Source organism: Pantoea allii (genome assembly GCF_046529425.1).
GTDB classification, from domain to species: Bacteria; Pseudomonadota; Gammaproteobacteria; order Enterobacterales; family Enterobacteriaceae; genus Pantoea; species Pantoea allii.
The window spans coordinates 641,815-657,852 of record NZ_CP125958.1; the positions used below are offsets into that span (position 1 = coordinate 641,815).

14 protein-coding genes are annotated in these 16,038 nt (G+C 53.7%); 9 read left to right on the forward strand and 5 right to left on the reverse strand.

The features are described 5' to 3' along the window. Positions 1-2: 2 nt before the first annotated feature. The 6 genes from QNH99_RS03085 (at position 3) to QNH99_RS03110 (ending at position 6,193) form a co-directional block, all read left to right on the forward strand. Positions 3-1,493 (forward strand): UxaA family hydrolase, encoded by a 1,491-nt coding sequence (locus QNH99_RS03085; RefSeq protein WP_283355868.1) that lies wholly within the window; start codon positions 3-5, stop codon positions 1,491-1,493. Between the two features lie 512 nt (positions 1,494-2,005). Continuing rightward, entirely contained in the window at positions 2,006-3,166 is a 1,161-nt protein-coding gene (locus QNH99_RS03090; protein ID WP_283355869.1) for a mandelate racemase/muconate lactonizing enzyme family protein, read from the forward strand. Between the two features lie 21 nt (positions 3,167-3,187). Further along, positions 3,188-3,493 carry a PTS sugar transporter subunit IIB gene (locus QNH99_RS03095; protein WP_096011212.1) on the forward strand — a complete coding sequence of 102 codons (306 nt, stop codon included), beginning with the start codon at positions 3,188-3,190 and terminating at the stop codon, positions 3,491-3,493. Positions 3,494-3,520: 27 nt separating this feature from the next. Further along, positions 3,521-4,810: a PTS sugar transporter subunit IIC gene (locus QNH99_RS03100; RefSeq protein WP_063877338.1), complete on the forward strand. Its 1,290-nt coding sequence runs from the start codon at positions 3,521-3,523 to the stop codon at positions 4,808-4,810. Between the two features lie 21 nt (positions 4,811-4,831). After that, a complete protein-coding gene (locus tag QNH99_RS03105; protein WP_063877337.1) occupies positions 4,832-5,137 on the forward strand; it encodes a PTS lactose/cellobiose transporter subunit IIA in 306 nt (101 codons plus the stop codon). 60 nt (positions 5,138-5,197) lie between these two features. Continuing rightward, positions 5,198-6,193: a LacI family DNA-binding transcriptional regulator gene (locus tag QNH99_RS03110; protein WP_241568239.1), complete on the forward strand. Its 996-nt coding sequence runs from the start codon at positions 5,198-5,200 to the stop codon at positions 6,191-6,193. 244 nt (positions 6,194-6,437) lie between these two features. Here the strand turns inward: QNH99_RS03110 and QNH99_RS03115 are convergent, their stop codons facing one another. Beyond that, positions 6,438-7,406 (reverse strand): TerC family protein, encoded by a 969-nt coding sequence (locus QNH99_RS03115; RefSeq protein WP_063877335.1) that lies wholly within the window; start codon positions 7,404-7,406, stop codon positions 6,438-6,440. Positions 7,407-7,665: 259 nt separating this feature from the next. Then, on the reverse strand, positions 7,666-8,646 hold the full coding sequence (locus QNH99_RS03120) for a Gfo/Idh/MocA family protein (RefSeq protein ID WP_256853498.1): 981 nt from the start codon (positions 8,644-8,646) through the stop codon (positions 7,666-7,668). A gap of 136 nt (positions 8,647-8,782) precedes the next feature. Between QNH99_RS03120 and QNH99_RS03125 the strand changes: the two genes are divergently transcribed. Next, positions 8,783-10,471: a chloride channel protein gene (locus QNH99_RS03125; RefSeq protein ID WP_096011210.1), complete on the forward strand. Its 1,689-nt coding sequence runs from the start codon at positions 8,783-8,785 to the stop codon at positions 10,469-10,471. Here QNH99_RS03125 and QNH99_RS03130 read toward each other — a convergent pair. Further along, a complete protein-coding gene (locus QNH99_RS03130) occupies positions 10,468-10,971 on the reverse strand; it encodes a M48 family metallopeptidase (protein WP_063877332.1) in 504 nt (167 codons plus the stop codon). The genes QNH99_RS03125 and QNH99_RS03130 overlap by 4 nt on opposite strands. 82 nt (positions 10,972-11,053) lie before the next feature. Between QNH99_RS03130 and rlmG the strand changes: the two genes are divergently transcribed. After that, complete coding sequence (gene rlmG, locus QNH99_RS03135; protein WP_096011209.1) at positions 11,054-12,172, forward strand: 23S rRNA (guanine(1835)-N(2))-methyltransferase RlmG; 1,119 nt, start codon at positions 11,054-11,056, stop codon at positions 12,170-12,172. Here the strand turns inward: rlmG and QNH99_RS03140 are convergent, their stop codons facing one another. Both QNH99_RS03140 and QNH99_RS03145 read right to left on the reverse strand, forming a co-directional pair. Beyond that, complete coding sequence (locus tag QNH99_RS03140; RefSeq protein ID WP_256853496.1) at positions 12,173-14,194, reverse strand: NADPH-dependent 2,4-dienoyl-CoA reductase; 2,022 nt, start codon at positions 14,192-14,194, stop codon at positions 12,173-12,175. A gap of 175 nt (positions 14,195-14,369) precedes the next feature. Then, positions 14,370-15,077, reverse strand: coding sequence for a polyphenol oxidase family protein (locus tag QNH99_RS03145; protein ID WP_241568234.1), 708 nt, complete (start codon positions 15,075-15,077; stop codon positions 14,370-14,372). 108 nt (positions 15,078-15,185) lie between these two features. On the opposite strand from QNH99_RS03145, the gene QNH99_RS03150 reads away from it, so the two are divergent. Further along, positions 15,186-15,995: a 5'-nucleotidase, lipoprotein e(P4) family gene (locus tag QNH99_RS03150; RefSeq protein ID WP_063877328.1), complete on the forward strand. Its 810-nt coding sequence runs from the start codon at positions 15,186-15,188 to the stop codon at positions 15,993-15,995. Positions 15,996-16,038 lie beyond the last annotated feature (43 nt).

Sequence of the window (16,038 nt, forward strand, 5' to 3'; positions counted from 1 at the left end):
CCATGCAAGACGCCATAAAAATTCATCCGCAGGACAATGTTGCCGTGGCGTTGCATGATATGGAAGCCGACACCACGATTGAACTCGCCGCCCAGCCCGTCACGTTGCTTCAGGACGTGGGACGGGGGCACAAGTTTGCCTTGCGCGCCATCGGCAAGGACGAGTTGATCATAAAATATGGGTTGCCGATTGCGCATGCGACTCAGGCCGTTGGGGCAGGGGAGCTGATTCATTCCCACAATGCCCGCACCAATCTCAGTGACCTTGATCACTACGACTATGTGCCTGAGCAGATGGCTTTAACCACCCAGCCGGGCGACCGTGAGGTGCAGCTTTACCGCCGTGCCAATGGTGAGGTCGGCATCCGCAACGAGCTGTGGATTTTACCGACCGTAGGCTGCGTAAACGGGATTGCGCGACAGATTTTACAGCGCTTTCTGAAGGAGACGCAGGATGCAGCCGGTACAGACGGCGCTTTTCTGTTTAGTCACACCTTTGGCTGTTCGCAGTTAGGGCAGGATCATGACAACACCCGCACCATGCTACAAAACATGGTTCGCCATCCGAATGCGGGCGCGGTATTAGTGATAGGCCTGGGCTGCGAGAACAATCAGGTGGATGTGTTTCGTGAAACCCTGGGCGCATTTGAAAGCGATCGCGTTGAGTTTATGGTGTGCCAGCAGCATGACGATGAAGTCGAAGCCGGACTGGAGCGGCTGCATGCGCTCTATAAAAAAATGCGTCACGACCGCCGTTCACCGGGCACACTCAGCGAGCTTAAGTTCGGTCTGGAATGTGGCGGCTCTGATGGATTTTCGGGCATTACGGCCAATCCGCTGCTGGGCCGCTTTTCCGATCAGATGATCGCCAACGGCGGGACAACGGTGCTGACGGAAGTGCCTGAAATGTTTGGTGCCGAACGTATTCTGATGGGCCGTTGCCGGGATCGGGCCACCTTCGACAAAACCGTGTCGATGATTAACGACTTCAAACAGTACTTTATCGATCATCATCAGCCCATCTACGAAAACCCGTCACCGGGTAATAAAGCAGGCGGTATTACCACGCTGGAAGAGAAGTCACTCGGCTGTACACAAAAAGCGGGGCAAAGTCAGGTCGTGGACGTACTCAAGTATGGCGAACGTCTCACCGCACCGGGCCTTAACCTGTTGAGCGCGCCGGGGAACGATGCGGTGGCGACCAGTGCGCTGGCGGGGGCGGGCTGTCATATGGTGCTGTTCAGCACCGGGCGCGGCACGCCGTACGGCGGATTTGTCCCCACGGTCAAGCTGGCCACCAACACGCCGCTGGCTGAAAAGAAACCACACTGGATTGATTTTAACGCCGGAAGACTGCTTGATGGCATGAGCATGGACGCGCTCTTAGCCGACTTTGTTGACACCATTGTGGCGATTGCCAACGGGCAGTTAACCAACAATGAAAAAAATGATTTTCGTGAGCTGGCTATTTTTAAAAGCGGCGTGACGCTGTAAACGGAAGGGCGGCATGGCCGCCGCCCTTAGTTTTATGACGCAACCGCGCCGACTGACATCTGGTTACGGCGAACTGGGCCGCATGGATTTCGTATAGCAGGCTGCCTGGGCCTCAGATCCTGTAATAGCTGGTCATCCATAGCGTTAGGCCGCTAAACAGACTTCAATACGTTTTTCTCCTCACCCGCAACGGGTCACTAACGCCGTCTTCGTGCATCCCATAAGAGAGATGCCTGAAAGCCACCCACGCTAAGCGGCACAATCTACGAACCTGCCTGATCACTTTTCTCCTGTAGATTCTGGCTGTCCGGTTTAGCGGGCTTCACTCGCAAAATTAACGGCAGGCACTCACCCGACTCGTCTTTTTAACGGCGACGAATTTTACAGCCGAAAGGGGTTTCATCCTGCTGAGTGTGCACGTGCACATTTCTTCTTATTGTGAGATCTCGATCGCAGACTGCTGGTTGATTAATGATGTGCACGTGCACATAATGAAAAACAGGGAGGATAATATGAAAATAACCGGTTTAAACGTTTATGACGTCGATCTTCGCGCCCGGCAACCGGGTCATAACCTGATTATCGTGGAGATTGAAACGGACGAAGGGATTTCCGGTATCGGCGAAGTCGCGATGAGCTACGGCGTCGGTGCCAAGTCCGTTATTCCCGTGCTTGAGTCGCTGACAAAGACTTACCTTACAGGCCGCTCGCCTTTTGATTCAGAACTGATTTTCCAACAGTGTTTTGATAAGTCCTACTGGGCGCGCGGCCGATCGCTGGCGATATATGGCGCGATGAGTGCAATCGATATCGCCCTGTGGGATATCAAAGGTAAGGCACTTAATCTGCCGGTTTACCAACTGTTGGGGGGGAAATGCCGTGACAGGATTCCGCTCTATGCAAACCACTGGTATTTCGATGCCTGGCGACCAGAAGAGTTCGCTGAACGGGCGCTGCGGGTGGTAAACGAGGGCTATAAAGGGCTGAAATTTGATCCCTTTAAAATGTCGCCAACGGGAGAAAAGTCTACGCCCGATCGTCCCGTCAGCAAAGCATGGGGAAATATGGCCATCGCAAGGGTTAAAGCGGTGCGTGAAGCCGTTGGCGATGACATTGATATCATGCTCGATCTTCATGGCTGCCTGAATGTGTCCGACGCGGTTAAATGGGGGAAACAACTGGAAGCGTTCTCTCCTTATTTTTACGAAGAACCGACCGATACGCTGCTGATAAACGCCTCAGCTGAAGTCAAACTGAAGGTGGATATTCCTCTGGCCGGCGGTGAGCGTTTATATACCCGTTATGATTTTGCGCCTTTCATTGAAAACCGTATCTTCGAACTGATTCAGCCCGATATGGGACTGGCAGGCGGTTTTACCGAAATGAAAAAAATCGCTGCCTTTGCAGAAACCTATCAAATTGCCATCCAGCCACATAATGCTTCTGGCCCAGTTTTAACGTCTGCCTGTGTGCAATTTGATATCTGTACCACCAATGTTCAAATTCAGGAATGGTTTCCTTACTGGCAGGATGAACGTTATCGGGTTGTCCAGGAGGCGCTTGAACATAACGTTAAAGACGGTCACTTTGTCGTTGAAGAGATGAATCCCGGCTTGGGCGTTGAACTCGATAAAAACTATTTATCAAATTTCCAACAATATAAATTTAAATAATTAACCATCAGGATGAATAAAATGAAAAGAATCTTTCTTTGCTGCAATGCGGGCATGAGCACCTCTATGCTCGTAAAAAAAATGAAGGCGTCTGCCGCTGAGCAAAACATCGATATTGAAATCGAGGCCTTTCCACTGGAGAAATTTAACGAAAGCATTGAAACCTATGATCTGTGCCTGTTGGGGCCTCAGGTGCGATATAAACTTGAGGAATTCAGGAAAATAGCCGCCGAAAAAAATAAAAAAGTAGAAGCTATTAATCCAATGGATTACGGAATGATGAAGGGTGACAACGTATTAAAGTTTGCGCTCGAATTACTTGGCTAAACGTACGCCAATATGAGGAAGTAACTCATGAAAATGTATGATGTTATTATTTCTATGATTGAAAAGAAGATAGCACCTGTCGCAGGTAAAATCGGTGGGCAGCGCCACGTGCTGGCCGTGCGTGATGGGTTTATCTCTGCCATGCCATTTATGATTGTGGGCAGCTTTCTGATGATACTGGCCTTTCCGCCTTTTTCCCGGGACACGACCTTTGCTTTCGGGCAAATGTGGCTGGAATTTGCCACCAACCATAAAGAAGCGATCATGCTGCCTTTTCGCATGACGATGGGCATCATGACGATCTATGTCGCCGTGGGGATTGGCTATAACCTGGCACAGGGCTATAAACTCAGTCCATTAATGGGCGGGCTACTTTCATTGTGTTCATTTCTGATTGTCGCTGCACCTTTCACTAACGGAAATATTCCCGCCATGTATATGGGCGGAACGGGTATCTTTACGGCGCTATTAACCTCAATCTATTCCATCGAGTTAATGCGACTCCTGAAAGCGAAAAATTTCACTATTCGCTTGCCGGAGCAGGTACCAGAAAAAATAGCACAGTCGTTCGAACTGCTGGTTCCCGTGTTGATTATGATCGCGACCCTTTATCCGCTTTCACTTCTGCTGCAACACGTTTCCGGCATGTTATTGCCCGAGCTTATCATGGCGGTTTTTAAACCCCTGGTCACCGCCTCAGACAGCCTGACCGCTGTTCTGATTTGTGTATTGCTCTCGCATCTGCTGTGGTTTTGTGGGATTCATGGTGCAGCTATTGTCACAAATTTATTGCAACCTTTTTGGCTGGCAAATATCGCCGCCAATCAACTGGCGCTTGAAATGGGGCAGGCACTGCCAAACAGCTTTGTCGATCCGTTCTGGCGGTTTTACATCGTTATCGGCGGATGTGGTTCAACGCTGGCACTGGTCATGATGTATATCCGCAGCCGTTCTTCACATTTACGTTCTATCGGCAAGCTAAGTATTGTGCCCTCCTTTTTTAACATTAACGAACCGGTGATATTTGGTTCGCCGATTATTATGAATCCCGTCATGCTGATTCCGTTTGTCGGTGCCCCACTTATCAATGCCACTGTGGCATGGTTTGCGCTGGCGTCGGGATTTGTGGATAAACCGATATCTATCGTTCCCTGGACCACACCGGCTTTATTAGGTGCCCCCTGGGCCGCCGGATGGGCTGTCGGGCCGATCATACTTGTGCTGACTAATTTTGCGATTTCATGCCTGATCTGGTTACCGTTTTTCAAAGCCTATGAAAAACAGTTACTCGCTCAGGAAACTGAAACGACGTGTTAATACCACCTGGGATAATTAAAAATGAATATTGAACTGGTCGTTATGGAAATCATTACGAACGCCGGAGAAAGTAAGAGCGAAGCGATGATGGCGTTACAGCATGCAAAACGTCATGAATGGCAGGCGTGCGACGCCGCGCTGATGCGTTCAAAAGAGGCAGCGGGACGGGCACACGCTATACAAACCCAATTAATTGGATTAGATGAGGGCGAAGGGAAAGTCCCTGTTACGCTGGTCATGGTTCATGCGCAAGACCATTTAATGACGGCCATGCTGGCGAATGAACTGATTAAAGAAATGATTGAAATGTATAGAAATAAGTCCTGATTCTCCGTACGATGAACCCGGGTTTCTTCACCATTACTGCTTTATTCATAGTGGATCACCATGAGCACGATAGTTGATGTTGCAAGACTTGCGAATGTCTCCCGGGTTACGGTTACCCGGGTTCTGAATGAGCCTGAAAAAGTAAAAGAAGAAACCCGCGTTCGTGTGGAAAATGCAATCAGGACGCTGAGCTATACGCCAAATTTGAGCGCCCGCTCCCTGGTTAGCAAAAGTAGCGGGGTGATAGGGATGCTGGTGCCAGATAACATCTCTGGTTTTTTTGGTTCAGTGATGAGTGCGGTGCACAAGCAGGTGAATGCCAACGGTAAGATGCTGATGGTGTTAGAAAGTGCGGATGCCACAGAAGAAGAGAACGCATTACGCAAGCTTAATGAGATTAACTGTGATGGTTTCCTGCTTTATATTCGCCATCTGCCCGACGACAAAATAACGCATTACACCCAGGACAAACCCGTTGCACTTCTTGATGCTGCGGAAACCTCGGTCATCGCGGGCGTGTCGTTTGGGCACTACGACGCCGCGTTTGAAGCAACACAAAAGCTGATTACTGCCGGACACCGTTATATTGCCGTCGTCGGGGGGCCAGAATCGCGTCGCAGTGCCATCGCTCGCGTAAAGGGCTGTGCCGATGCGATACGCACGGTCAATCCGTCATGGGATACCCGCTATGTTCTGTCCGGTAGCTACGATCAGGCCTTTGGCGAGCAGGCCACGCTTGAACTGGTCACGCGGCATCCTGAGATTACCGCCCTTGTTTACTGTGGTGAGCGGTCCTGTGCCGGCGGTTTGAGAGCATTAAAAACGCTGGGAAGAAGTGTGCCCGACACTATGTCGGTTATCGCGTTCGATAGCTTTGGACTGACCCAATATCTCGGCCCGCAAATTGAGAGCGTTATTTATCCGGTCAAAGAAATGGCTGAATACGGCGTGAGCGAAGTGCTGAGCAGGCTCCAGAACAGAGGCTACATCATCCGGCCAAAAGCGTTTTCCCACTCTTTCGTTCCCGGCGATTCAATCCGTCATTGCGACGCATAAACCTGCCCGTAGCCACGGCCTTTAACGTTTCGGCACAGGTTCATCACCCCAGAAGCGCAGCCTTCATCCGGGCCGTAACCGCCTTCAGTCACACCTTACACCGCCGCGATTAAAGAGAACGACAGCGCGTTAACACTGACTTCATTCTGCTGGAAACGCGGTGACAGGTGGCGAAGCATTCTGGTTATCCACTTTTTGTCGCGGACGGAGAAACATCCCCGCCTTTGCGGGCGGGGATGCACTATTACTGGTTGAGCCGCTTCTTATCGTTCTTGTGATTCACCCAGGCATTGATCACCAGGGTGGAGCCAAGAATCACGCCCACCACGCCCAGGGATATCGCTACCGGAATATGGTAAATATCGACAATCAGCATCTTGATACCGATAAACACCAATACGAGCGCCAGGCCATATTTCAGCATCGAGAAGCGTTCCGCCACGTTAGACAGCAGGAAATACATGGCGCGCAGACCCAGAATCGCAAACAGGTTCGAGGTCAGAACGATAAAGGGATCGGTGGTGACGGCAAAGATTGCCGGGATACTGTCTACGGCAAAGATCACATCACTTAATTCGACCATGATCAGCACCAGCAGCAGCGGTGTTGCAAACAGCACGCCGTTCTTACGGGTAAAGAATTTCTCCCCTTCCAGCGTGTCGGTCATGCGTAGATGTTTACGCAGCCAGCGCACCACCGGTTTGTCGCCCACCGCCGCATCATCCTCTTTTGCCATCGCCATTTTGATACCGGTAAACAGCAGGAAGGCACCGAAGATATACAGGACCCAGCTAAACTGCGTGACCAGCCAGCTACCCGCGAAGATCATGATGGTACGCAGCACGATAGCGCCCAACACACCGTAAATCAGCACGCGCCGTTGCAGGTTGGCAGGAACAGAGAAGTAGCTGAACAGCATCAGCCAGACAAAGACGTTATCGACCGCAAGGGATTTTTCCAGCACGTAGCCGGTCAGAAAGGCCAGGGTTTGGCTGGTGGCCACTTCTCGTCCGGCGGTGCCTTCCAGATACCACCAAAACGCGGCGCTGAACAGGAGCGAGACGGACACCCAAATCAGTGACCAGACGGCAGCCTGTTTAAAGGTCATGGTTTGCGAACCGCGACGGCCCTGTAAGAACAGGTCAATCGCCAGCATGATAAGCACTACAACCGCAAAACTGCCCCAGAGGAGTGGCGTACCTACAGTTTGCATCATCGTATCCTGTCTAAAAATAAAAAAACGGCTGAAGTCAGAAGACGTCAGCCGCTTATTCAGTGTAAGCAAACCTCGCCTTCCGGCAAGGTCTCACTTACAACTCAGGAATCGATTCTGGGTTGCCTGATGACCGGATGCGTGCGCAACGTAGTGACGATCAATCAGCTTACAAGTTACTCCCCTTTGCAAGCGGGTAAGTTACGTGCCTGTTGGTCAGGAATCAATCGATGAATGTCATATTTTGAAATATTTACATTCAGGGCCGATCGGCCGGGAAAACAACGCCCGTCTGGCGTCGAATCTCGGTCAGTAATCTGGCGACGCTGCGGGAAATCTCCAGTGCCGGATGACTGACGTGACGCTGTTCAACCAGCCGCACAAAGGTCTGCGCTTCATACAGCATCGTGTTGATATGCTGCGGCTGGCTTAGATTCTGTTTATCCCCTTCACGCGGAATAAAGGTCACTGACTGGCACTCGGCGATCCGGTTAACCACCAGCGATCCGGCTTCGCCCTGGATTTCACTGTCCAGCATGGCGTCACTCACCTTGGAATGCAAAATAGTGACATCAAACTGACCATAATTCAGGATCACCGTGCCGTGCGCATCGACGCCGCTTTCCAGCAGGCTGGCAGAGGCAAAAACCTGCTGGGGTTCGCCCCACAGCGTGACGGCCGTCGCCAGACAATAGTAGCCAATATCCATAATGGACCCGTTTGACCAGCGGGGATCGAAGGTGTTGGGATGCTCGCCGTTGAGGTAACGGGGATAACGAGAGGAGTACTGGCAATAGTTCAGCAGCGCTTTGCGGAGTGTGCCAAGCTTTGGCAGCCCCTGTTGCAGTTGAATAAAGTTCGGTAAGCTGGCGGTTTTAAAGGCTTCGAACAGCACCACCTGATGACTAAAGGCGCAGGCGATCATCGCCTCAACCTCTTGCAGATTGGAGGCCAGCGGCTTTTCGCAAATGACGTGTTTGCCCTGTGACATAAACAGCATGGCCTGCTGACAATGCAGTGCGTTGGGGCTGGCGATATACACGGCGTCGATGTCAGGACTGGCGGCCATGGCCTCCAGCGACGTAAAGAGATGGTCGCAGGGATAGTCATGACGGAATGCCTCCGCCTGCTCTGGGCTGCGCGAATAGACGGCACAGAGTGTCATGTGGCCGGTTTCATGTGCGGCATCAATAAACTGACGCGTAATCCAGTTGGTTCCCACAATGGCAAAGCGAATCACAGTTAGCCTCCTGCATGTGTAAAAACCGCAGAGTAGCATCTGAAACCGGGCAAGCAACGCCAGACGTTGATCCTGAGATCTCCATTCCAATAATATGGCTGGATAACGCACGTTAAGCACAAGACTGGGAGCGCAGGTGAAAGGAAGTAAACACGCACTAAACTGGACCACATTGCTTATTGCCATTCCCGTTGGCTGTGCGGCGTCGTTAGTCACCTTGTTATTCCGTGAAACCATTGAGTTTATCAATCAGTTGCTGTTTGGTCGCAGCAACGATATCACCGAGTCGTTGCATCTCTGGCCCTGGATATTCTGGCCGGTTCTGGTCGGTGTTGGCGGCCTGCTGGCGGGATTCTTCCTGCGTTATGCGGTGGCGATTGAGCAGCAGCAAACCGTAAAAACGGACTATCTCGAAGTGATTAATGCCCGCCTTGACGCCGTTCCGACCAAAACCTCGCTTTTTCGGGCGCTGTCGTCGATAGCCAGTATTGGCAGCGGCGCCTCAATCGGTAAAGAAGGCCCGATGGTTCAGCTCGCCGCCCTGTGTGGCAGCATAATCGGTCGTGTCTTGCCCCGCTCATTACAGTTAAAAAACAGTGATGTCGTTGCCATGGCCGCCGCCGCCGGTCTTTCATCGGTTTATCATGCGCCGCTGGCGTCGGCTATTTTCGTGGCGGAGATTGCCTTTGGCATGTCGGCGCTGCAGCGTCTGATCCCGCTGGTGGTGTCATCGGCCGTGGCGGTAATGACCATGTGGGCGATGGGGTTCCGTCATGCGCTTTATCCGCTGGCGGATGTCAGCTTCACCATGGATATCAACAGCCTGCTGATTACTGTCCTGATTGGTTTGCTGTCCGGGCTGGCGGGGTTGCTTCTGATTCGCCTGATTGCGCGTACTAAAATGCTGTTCAGCCGGGTCACTTCTTTGCCGTTGCGGCTTGGGGCAGGGGGATTCGCCGTGGGCCTGCTGGCGCTGATCTCTACCGATATTTTGGGCAATGGCTATGAAGTGATCGTCAAGGTGATGGCGGGGCATTATCTGCTGTCGGGATTACTGCTGTTGCTGGTGTTAAAAATGCTGGCGACCAGCCTCTCTGTGGGCTCCAATGCCGTGGGCGGGCTGTTTACGCCGTCCTTACTCATCGGTGCGCTGCTGGGCATGGTTATCGCGCTCGGCGGCGTAGCGCTGCATCTTCCCCTTCACAACGTCTTGCTGTTCGCCGCCGTGGGCATGGCGGCCGTGCTGGCGGCGGTGAGTCAGGCTCCTTTGATGGCGATGCTGATGGTGCTGGAAATGACGCTCAACAGCAGTTTGCTGTTTCCGGTCATGATTGCCTCCGTGCTGGCAACAATGGTGGTTTATCGCCTGCAAATGGCCAGTACCTATCCGGTCGTTACTCACCATTTTAACCGCTCTGAAGCGAAATATGATTTCGATAATATGCGCATCGCCGAGCTGATTATTCCGGGGGCAGCGCTCCAGCCGGAGGCATCGGTAGGAGAGGCGCTGGCGGTGAGCTCCCTGAAGCGTGAGCGCTATGTGTATGTGATCAATGCGGCAGGGGCTTTTCTTGGTGTGGTGTCGATTCATGAAATTTCACGCCGGGTGCTGGCGCAGGAGATTAACCTGGACTCACCGGTTGAATGCGTCATGGACGAAGATTTCCCGGTGGCCTATCAAAACCAAAGTATACGGGAAGGATGGGAAGCCTTTGCGGCGGTGACGCTGGAACGCCTGCCAGTATTGAATAATCCGCAGGAGCGCCGTTTTATGGGGGCGCTGACGAAAACCAGCCTGATTCAGAAAGCCCAGCAGTTTCTCTAAGCCGCGTTGCCGCGCATCGCCTGCTCGGTCATCCACAGGCGCGCATCAAATTCGAGCTGGTGGTAGTCCGGTTCCATATGGCAGCAGAGCTGATAAAACGCCTTATCGTGGTTTTTCTCTTTCAGGTGCGCCAGCTCATGCACCACGATCATCCGTAAAAAGGGTTCGGGTGCCTGGCGGAAAAACGTCGAAATACGGATCTCGGCTTTGGCCTTCAGGTTGCCGCCCTGCACGCGTGATATCGCGGTGTGCAAGCCCAGCGCATGCTTCATGACCTTAATCTTGTTATCCCATATCACCTTGTTAATCGGCGGGGCATTTCGCATATAGCGGTTTTTGAGCGCCAGCGTAAAGTCGTACAGCGCCTTATCACTCATTACGTCATGCATATCGGGATAGCGCTGTTGTAGCACCGGGCCTAACCGCTGACGATCGATGAGTGTCTGCACCTGTTCAAGGATGGACTCAGGATAACCCTGAAGATAGATAAGTGAGGACATTAGAGATTCCCGGCGAAAGACAGTATACTGCGCCCCCTTTTTGGGGCGAAAATCAACCAAAGTGTACCACGCCGGAGAATTCATGAGCCAACTTGAACTGAACGATCGCACACTGATCCTGCATCGTTTCCCGCAGATGCGTGACGAAAGTCCGTTACAAGCCTGGGATGCCGCTGATGAATATCTGTTGCAGCAAAGCCTGCCGTCTGGCCCGGCGTTAATTTTTAACGACAGCTTCGGCGCATTAACCTGTGCGCTGAATGCACGTCCAGTGTGGCATATCAGTGACTCCTGGCTGAGTCAGCAGGCCACTCGCCAGAATCTGCGGCTGAATGAACAGGATGACAGCGAGGTTCATTTCCTCGACAGCCTGGCGGCCCTTCCTGCCGCCCCGGCACTGGTGTTGATCAAAATCCCGAAAACCCTGGCCCTTCTGGAGCAGCAATTGCGGGCGGTGCGTCAGGTCATTACCCCTGAAACCGTTGTGCTGGCAGCGGGACGCGCGAAAGAGATTCATACCTCAACGCTGCAACTGTTTGAACAGATTATCGGTGAAACCAAAACCTCGCTGGCCGTAAAAAAAGCGCGCGTGATTTACAGCCAGTTCACCCAGCCAGAACTGCGCGAGAAATCGCTTACCCACGTCTGGCCGCTGGACGGAACGCCTTATCAGATTCACAACCACGCCAATGTATTTTCCCGGTCATCCCTGGATATCGGTGCGCGCTTGTTTATGCAGCATCTGCCGGAAAATATCGAAGGGGAAATCGTCGATCTGGGCTGTGGTAATGGCGTGATCGGGCTGATGGCGCTGGCGCAGAACCCTGAGGCCGAGGTGCATTTCCTTGATGAGTCTTATATGGCGGTGGCGTCCAGCCGGTTAAACGTTGAGGTCAACCGCCCCGACGATCTGTCGCGCTGCCAGTTCCAGGTGAACAATGTGCTGAGTGGCTATCCGTCTGATACGTTGCATGCGGTACTGTGTAATCCGCCGTTCCACCAGCAGCACGCCGTCACCGACCACCTGGCCTGGCAGATGTTCCGCGATGCTAAGCGCTGCCTGCAATATGGTGGTGAGCTGCGCATTGTCGGCAACCGTCATCTTGATTATCACCACAAGCTGAAAAAGCTGTTTGGCAACTGCACGCTGGTGGCCTCTAACAAAAAATTTGTGGTGCTGCGCGCCGTGAAAATGCGTTAACTAAAGCGTTAACGCCAGCGCGGTGGCCTGAGCGATTGCCCGGCGAGCATCCAGCTCCTGTGCGACATCGGCCCCGCCAATCACCTGCACCGGCTTGCCGCTCTCCCTTAAGGCCGCTTCCAGTTCACGTTGCGGCTCCTGACCGGCGCAGATAATCACGTTATCCACCGCCAGCACCAGACGTTCGCCGTCACGATGAATATGTAGCCCTTCATCGTCAATCGCCAGATACTCAATACCGCCCCACATTTCAACGCCTCGTGCCAGCAGGCTGCTGCGGTGTATCCAGCCAGTGGTTTTCGCCAGCGTCGCACCGGGTTTGCCTGGCTTGCGCTGGAGCAGCCAGATTTGACGTGGCGAGCGCTGCGGCTCAGGGGGGATCAAACCACCACGCTGCGTCAGGCTATGATCGATGCCCCATTCACGATAAAAATCATCCAGGGTTTCCGTCTGTGGCGGCTGTGACAGGTATTCCGCCGTATCAAAGCCAATACCGCCAGCGCCAATAATCGCCACGCGCGCGCCGACCGGCTGTTTATCTGCCAGCACATCCAGATAGCTCAGCACGCTGGGATGATGTATGCCGGGAATCTCAGGCGTACGCGGTTTTATGCCGGTAGCAAGGATGACTTCATCGGCGTCCGCTAACATCGCGGCATTCACCCGACAGCCTGTTTTGATCACCACGCCCGCCGCGGGCAGACGATGGCGGAAATAGCGCAGGGTTTCGCTGAACTCTTCTTTGCCGGGGATCTGACGAGCGATAGTAAACTGCCCGCCGATGTCGTGCGCGGCATCGTAAAGTGTCACCTGATGTCCCCGTTCTGCCGCCTGCAAGGCAAACGCCATGCCCGCCGGCCCGGCACCCACGACGGCCAGCCGTTTAGGTGCCTGCGCCGGTGTCACCGGCATCAGGGATTCATGGCAGGCGCGCGGGTTAACCAGACATGAAGTGACATGACCGGCAAAAATCTGGTCCAGACAGGCTTGATTACAGGCGATACAGGTGTTGATGCTGTTGTCATCCCCGCGTTGCGCCTTGCTGACAAAGGCGGCATCGGCCAGGAAAGGCCGCGCCATCGAAACCATGTCCGCACAGCCATCCTGCAACAGTTGCTCGGCGACCTGCGGATGGTTAATGCGGTTGGTGGCCACCACCGGCACGGCGACATGCTGACGCAAACGACGCGTGACCCAGGCAAAGGCGGCGCGGGGAACGCAGGTGGCGATGGTCGGAATACGCGCCTCATGCCAGCCGATGCCGGTATTAAACAGCGTCACACCGCAGCCTTCCAGCTCGCTGGCCAGTCGCAGCGTCTCTTCTAACGTGCTGCCGTGGTGAATTAAATCCAGCATCGACAGCCGGAAGATAATGATAAAGCGGTCGCCGGTTGCCGCGCGTACCGCGCGGGTAATCGCCAGGGCAAACTGCATGCGCCCGGTAAAATCGCCGCCCCAGCGGTCATGGCGCTGGTTGGTATGCTGCACCAGAAACTGGTTAATCAGATAGCCTTCGGAACCCATGATTTCCACACCATCGTAGCCCGCCTTCTGGGCGAGCCGGGCACAGTGGGCGAAATCGGCAATGGTCTGTTCAACCTCGGCATCGCTCAGTTCACGCGGGGTAAAGCGATTGATGGGGGCCTGTATCGCAGAGGGGGCAACCAGATCGCGCTGAAAGCTGTAGCGACCGGTGTGTAATATCTGCAGGGCGATTTTCCCCCCATGCTGATGCACCGCTGCGGTAATCTGTCGGTGCCAGTCACACTGTGCGTCGTCATTCAGTACAGCACCGTGTTCGGCGGTTACGCCCTGCGGATTCGGTGACACGCCGCCCGTTACGATCAGCGCCACGCCTTCCCGTGCCCGCTCGCCATAGAATGCCGCCAGCCTGGCCGCGCCATCTTCACGCTCTTCAAGGCCCGTATGCATTGATCCCATCAAAAAACGGTTTCTGAGTTGAGTGAAACCCAGATCGAGCGGGGTAAACAAAGCAGGATAGTGGGAGGACAGCGCAGTCATAATCACTCACAGATAAAGTGGTCGGATGAGTTAGCTTTAACCATTTCTTTGTTAAAAAAAAGTGAAATGGCATCAGGGTGTGAGAAGCATCATAAAAGCGGCCATACCCGATGGGCAGTCAGGTGCCAAACCGTCGGCTGAGGGAGCAGGGCAGGTATAACCGATGACGTTGGATTCAGCGTCGACGAATCCATGAATAGCGCGAACGATAGCCGCTGCTGTGGTGCGTATTAAAGCGATAACTGGACCCCGACTCTGTTGTGCAGTAGGTGCACTGGTCAATCTGGTCAATTTGCCCCGCCGGAACCCCGGCATCGGTCAGCATCTGTTTAGCCAGATGCGGTAAATCGAACCAGACACCTTCTCGGGTGGCCAGGGCCTGGGGGCGCTGTGCCTGAGGATTATGCGGCTGTTGATGATAATAGCGCAGCGGCAGGGGAATACCGGGTAACTGCGCAATGTCTGCCAGTCGCTGGCGATCCAGCTCGAAACAGCAGGGTGCCAGCGCTGGGCCAATCGCAACCGTCAGGCTCTGCGGCGTGGCACCGCGTGCGCAAAGTTGTTCCACGGCGCGATAGAGTACGCCCGCCAGCGTGCCTTGCAGGCCAGCATGAACGGCGGCGACCTGTTGCTGTTGGCTGTCGGCGAACAGCACGGGTAAACAGTCCGCGGTGTACACCGCTACCGGCCGATGACCCGTGGCAATCACGCCATCTGATTCGCAACGTTTAGGTGGGATATTATGGATGTCGGTTAACACAACGGCGCTGTGGCGTTGATGACCGTAGGCCGCATCCTCAGGCGGCGGCGCGCCAGCGGGCTGAAAAGCATAATCGACCCAGTCGAGTGCATCAAGTAACGGCGAACGCGGCATGGCGGACATCCTCTTCTCCTGTCAGGACAGCGTGCAATCTGCTGCCATCAGCTTACGTTAACTGATACATTTTTGAAGCGTTACCCACTCAAATCTTTCACACCTTAGGATGAATCGATGAAAAATTCAGTGAATTTCGCGCTGTCGGCCGTGGTTGCGCTGGCGCTTGCGGGCTGTGCACACCCTTCCCAGCAGCAGGCACAACAGCAACTGGGGCAGCAATCGGTGCTGGCGTTAAACTGGTTCCAGCAGTCCGGTGAATATCAGGCGCTCAGTTGGCAGGCGTTTAACAGTGCACGTCTGGCCTTTGATCAGTCGGCTTCGCTGGTGGGCAAGCCCAAAGCGGTGATTGTCGATTTAGATGAAACCATGCTGGATAACAGCGCCTACAGCGCATGGCAGGCGAAGAATGGACAGCCTTTCAGCGATAAAACCTGGTCGGCCTGGACGCAGGCGCGCCAGGCCAAAGCCGTGCCTGGTGCGGTAGAGTTTGCCCGCTATGTTAACAGTCATGGCGGCACCGTATTCTATGTCTCCAACCGCGACCAGAAAGATTACGCTGCCACAGTGGCCAACCTTCAGCAGCTTGGCTTCAGCGGTGTCAGTGAAAAAACGGTGAGCCTGAAAACCGACTCTTCAAACAAACAGGCACGCTTCGATGCGATTAAAAACGCCGGCTACAACGTCGTGTTGTATATCGGTGACAACCTGAATGATTTTGGCGGGGCGACCTGGCATCAGGGTAACGCGCAGCGTCAGGGGTTTGTCGAAAATAATCATGCGCGATTTGGCACCCAGTTCATTGTGTTGCCAAACCCACTTTACGGTGACTGGGAGAGCGGCATGGCAGAAAATTACAATAAGCTGACGCCTGAACAGCAGCTTTCCGTCCGTGAAGCGCGGCTGAGGGCCTGGAACGGTAAATAAAGTGTCAATATGATGAGCCTGCCGTGGGCAGGCTCTTTCACGC

Excerpts from the sequence above, each read along its gene's own strand:
- QNH99_RS03085 (WP_283355868.1), top strand. The coding sequence starts at position 3 with ATGCAAGACGCCATAAAAATTCATCCGCAGGACAATGTTGCCGTGGCG.
- QNH99_RS03090 (WP_283355869.1), top strand. The coding sequence starts at position 2,006 with ATGAAAATAACCGGTTTAAACGTTTATGACGTCGATCTTCGCGCCCGG.
- QNH99_RS03095 (WP_096011212.1), top strand. The coding sequence starts at position 3,188 with ATGAAAAGAATCTTTCTTTGCTGCAATGCGGGCATGAGCACCTCTATG.
- QNH99_RS03100 (WP_063877338.1), top strand. The coding sequence starts at position 3,521 with ATGAAAATGTATGATGTTATTATTTCTATGATTGAAAAGAAGATAGCA.
- QNH99_RS03105 (WP_063877337.1), top strand. The coding sequence starts at position 4,832 with ATGAATATTGAACTGGTCGTTATGGAAATCATTACGAACGCCGGAGAA.
- QNH99_RS03110 (WP_241568239.1), top strand. The coding sequence starts at position 5,198 with ATGAGCACGATAGTTGATGTTGCAAGACTTGCGAATGTCTCCCGGGTT.
- QNH99_RS03115 (WP_063877335.1), bottom strand. The coding sequence starts at position 7,406 with ATGCAAACTGTAGGTACGCCACTCCTCTGGGGCAGTTTTGCGGTTGTA.
- QNH99_RS03130 (WP_063877332.1), bottom strand. The coding sequence starts at position 10,971 with ATGTCCTCACTTATCTATCTTCAGGGTTATCCTGAGTCCATCCTTGAA.
- rlmG (WP_096011209.1), top strand. The coding sequence starts at position 11,054 with ATGAGCCAACTTGAACTGAACGATCGCACACTGATCCTGCATCGTTTC.
- QNH99_RS03140 (WP_256853496.1), bottom strand. The coding sequence starts at position 14,194 with ATGACTGCGCTGTCCTCCCACTATCCTGCTTTGTTTACCCCGCTCGAT.
- QNH99_RS03145 (WP_241568234.1), bottom strand. The coding sequence starts at position 15,077 with ATGTCCGCCATGCCGCGTTCGCCGTTACTTGATGCACTCGACTGGGTC.
- QNH99_RS03150 (WP_063877328.1), top strand. The coding sequence starts at position 15,186 with ATGAAAAATTCAGTGAATTTCGCGCTGTCGGCCGTGGTTGCGCTGGCG.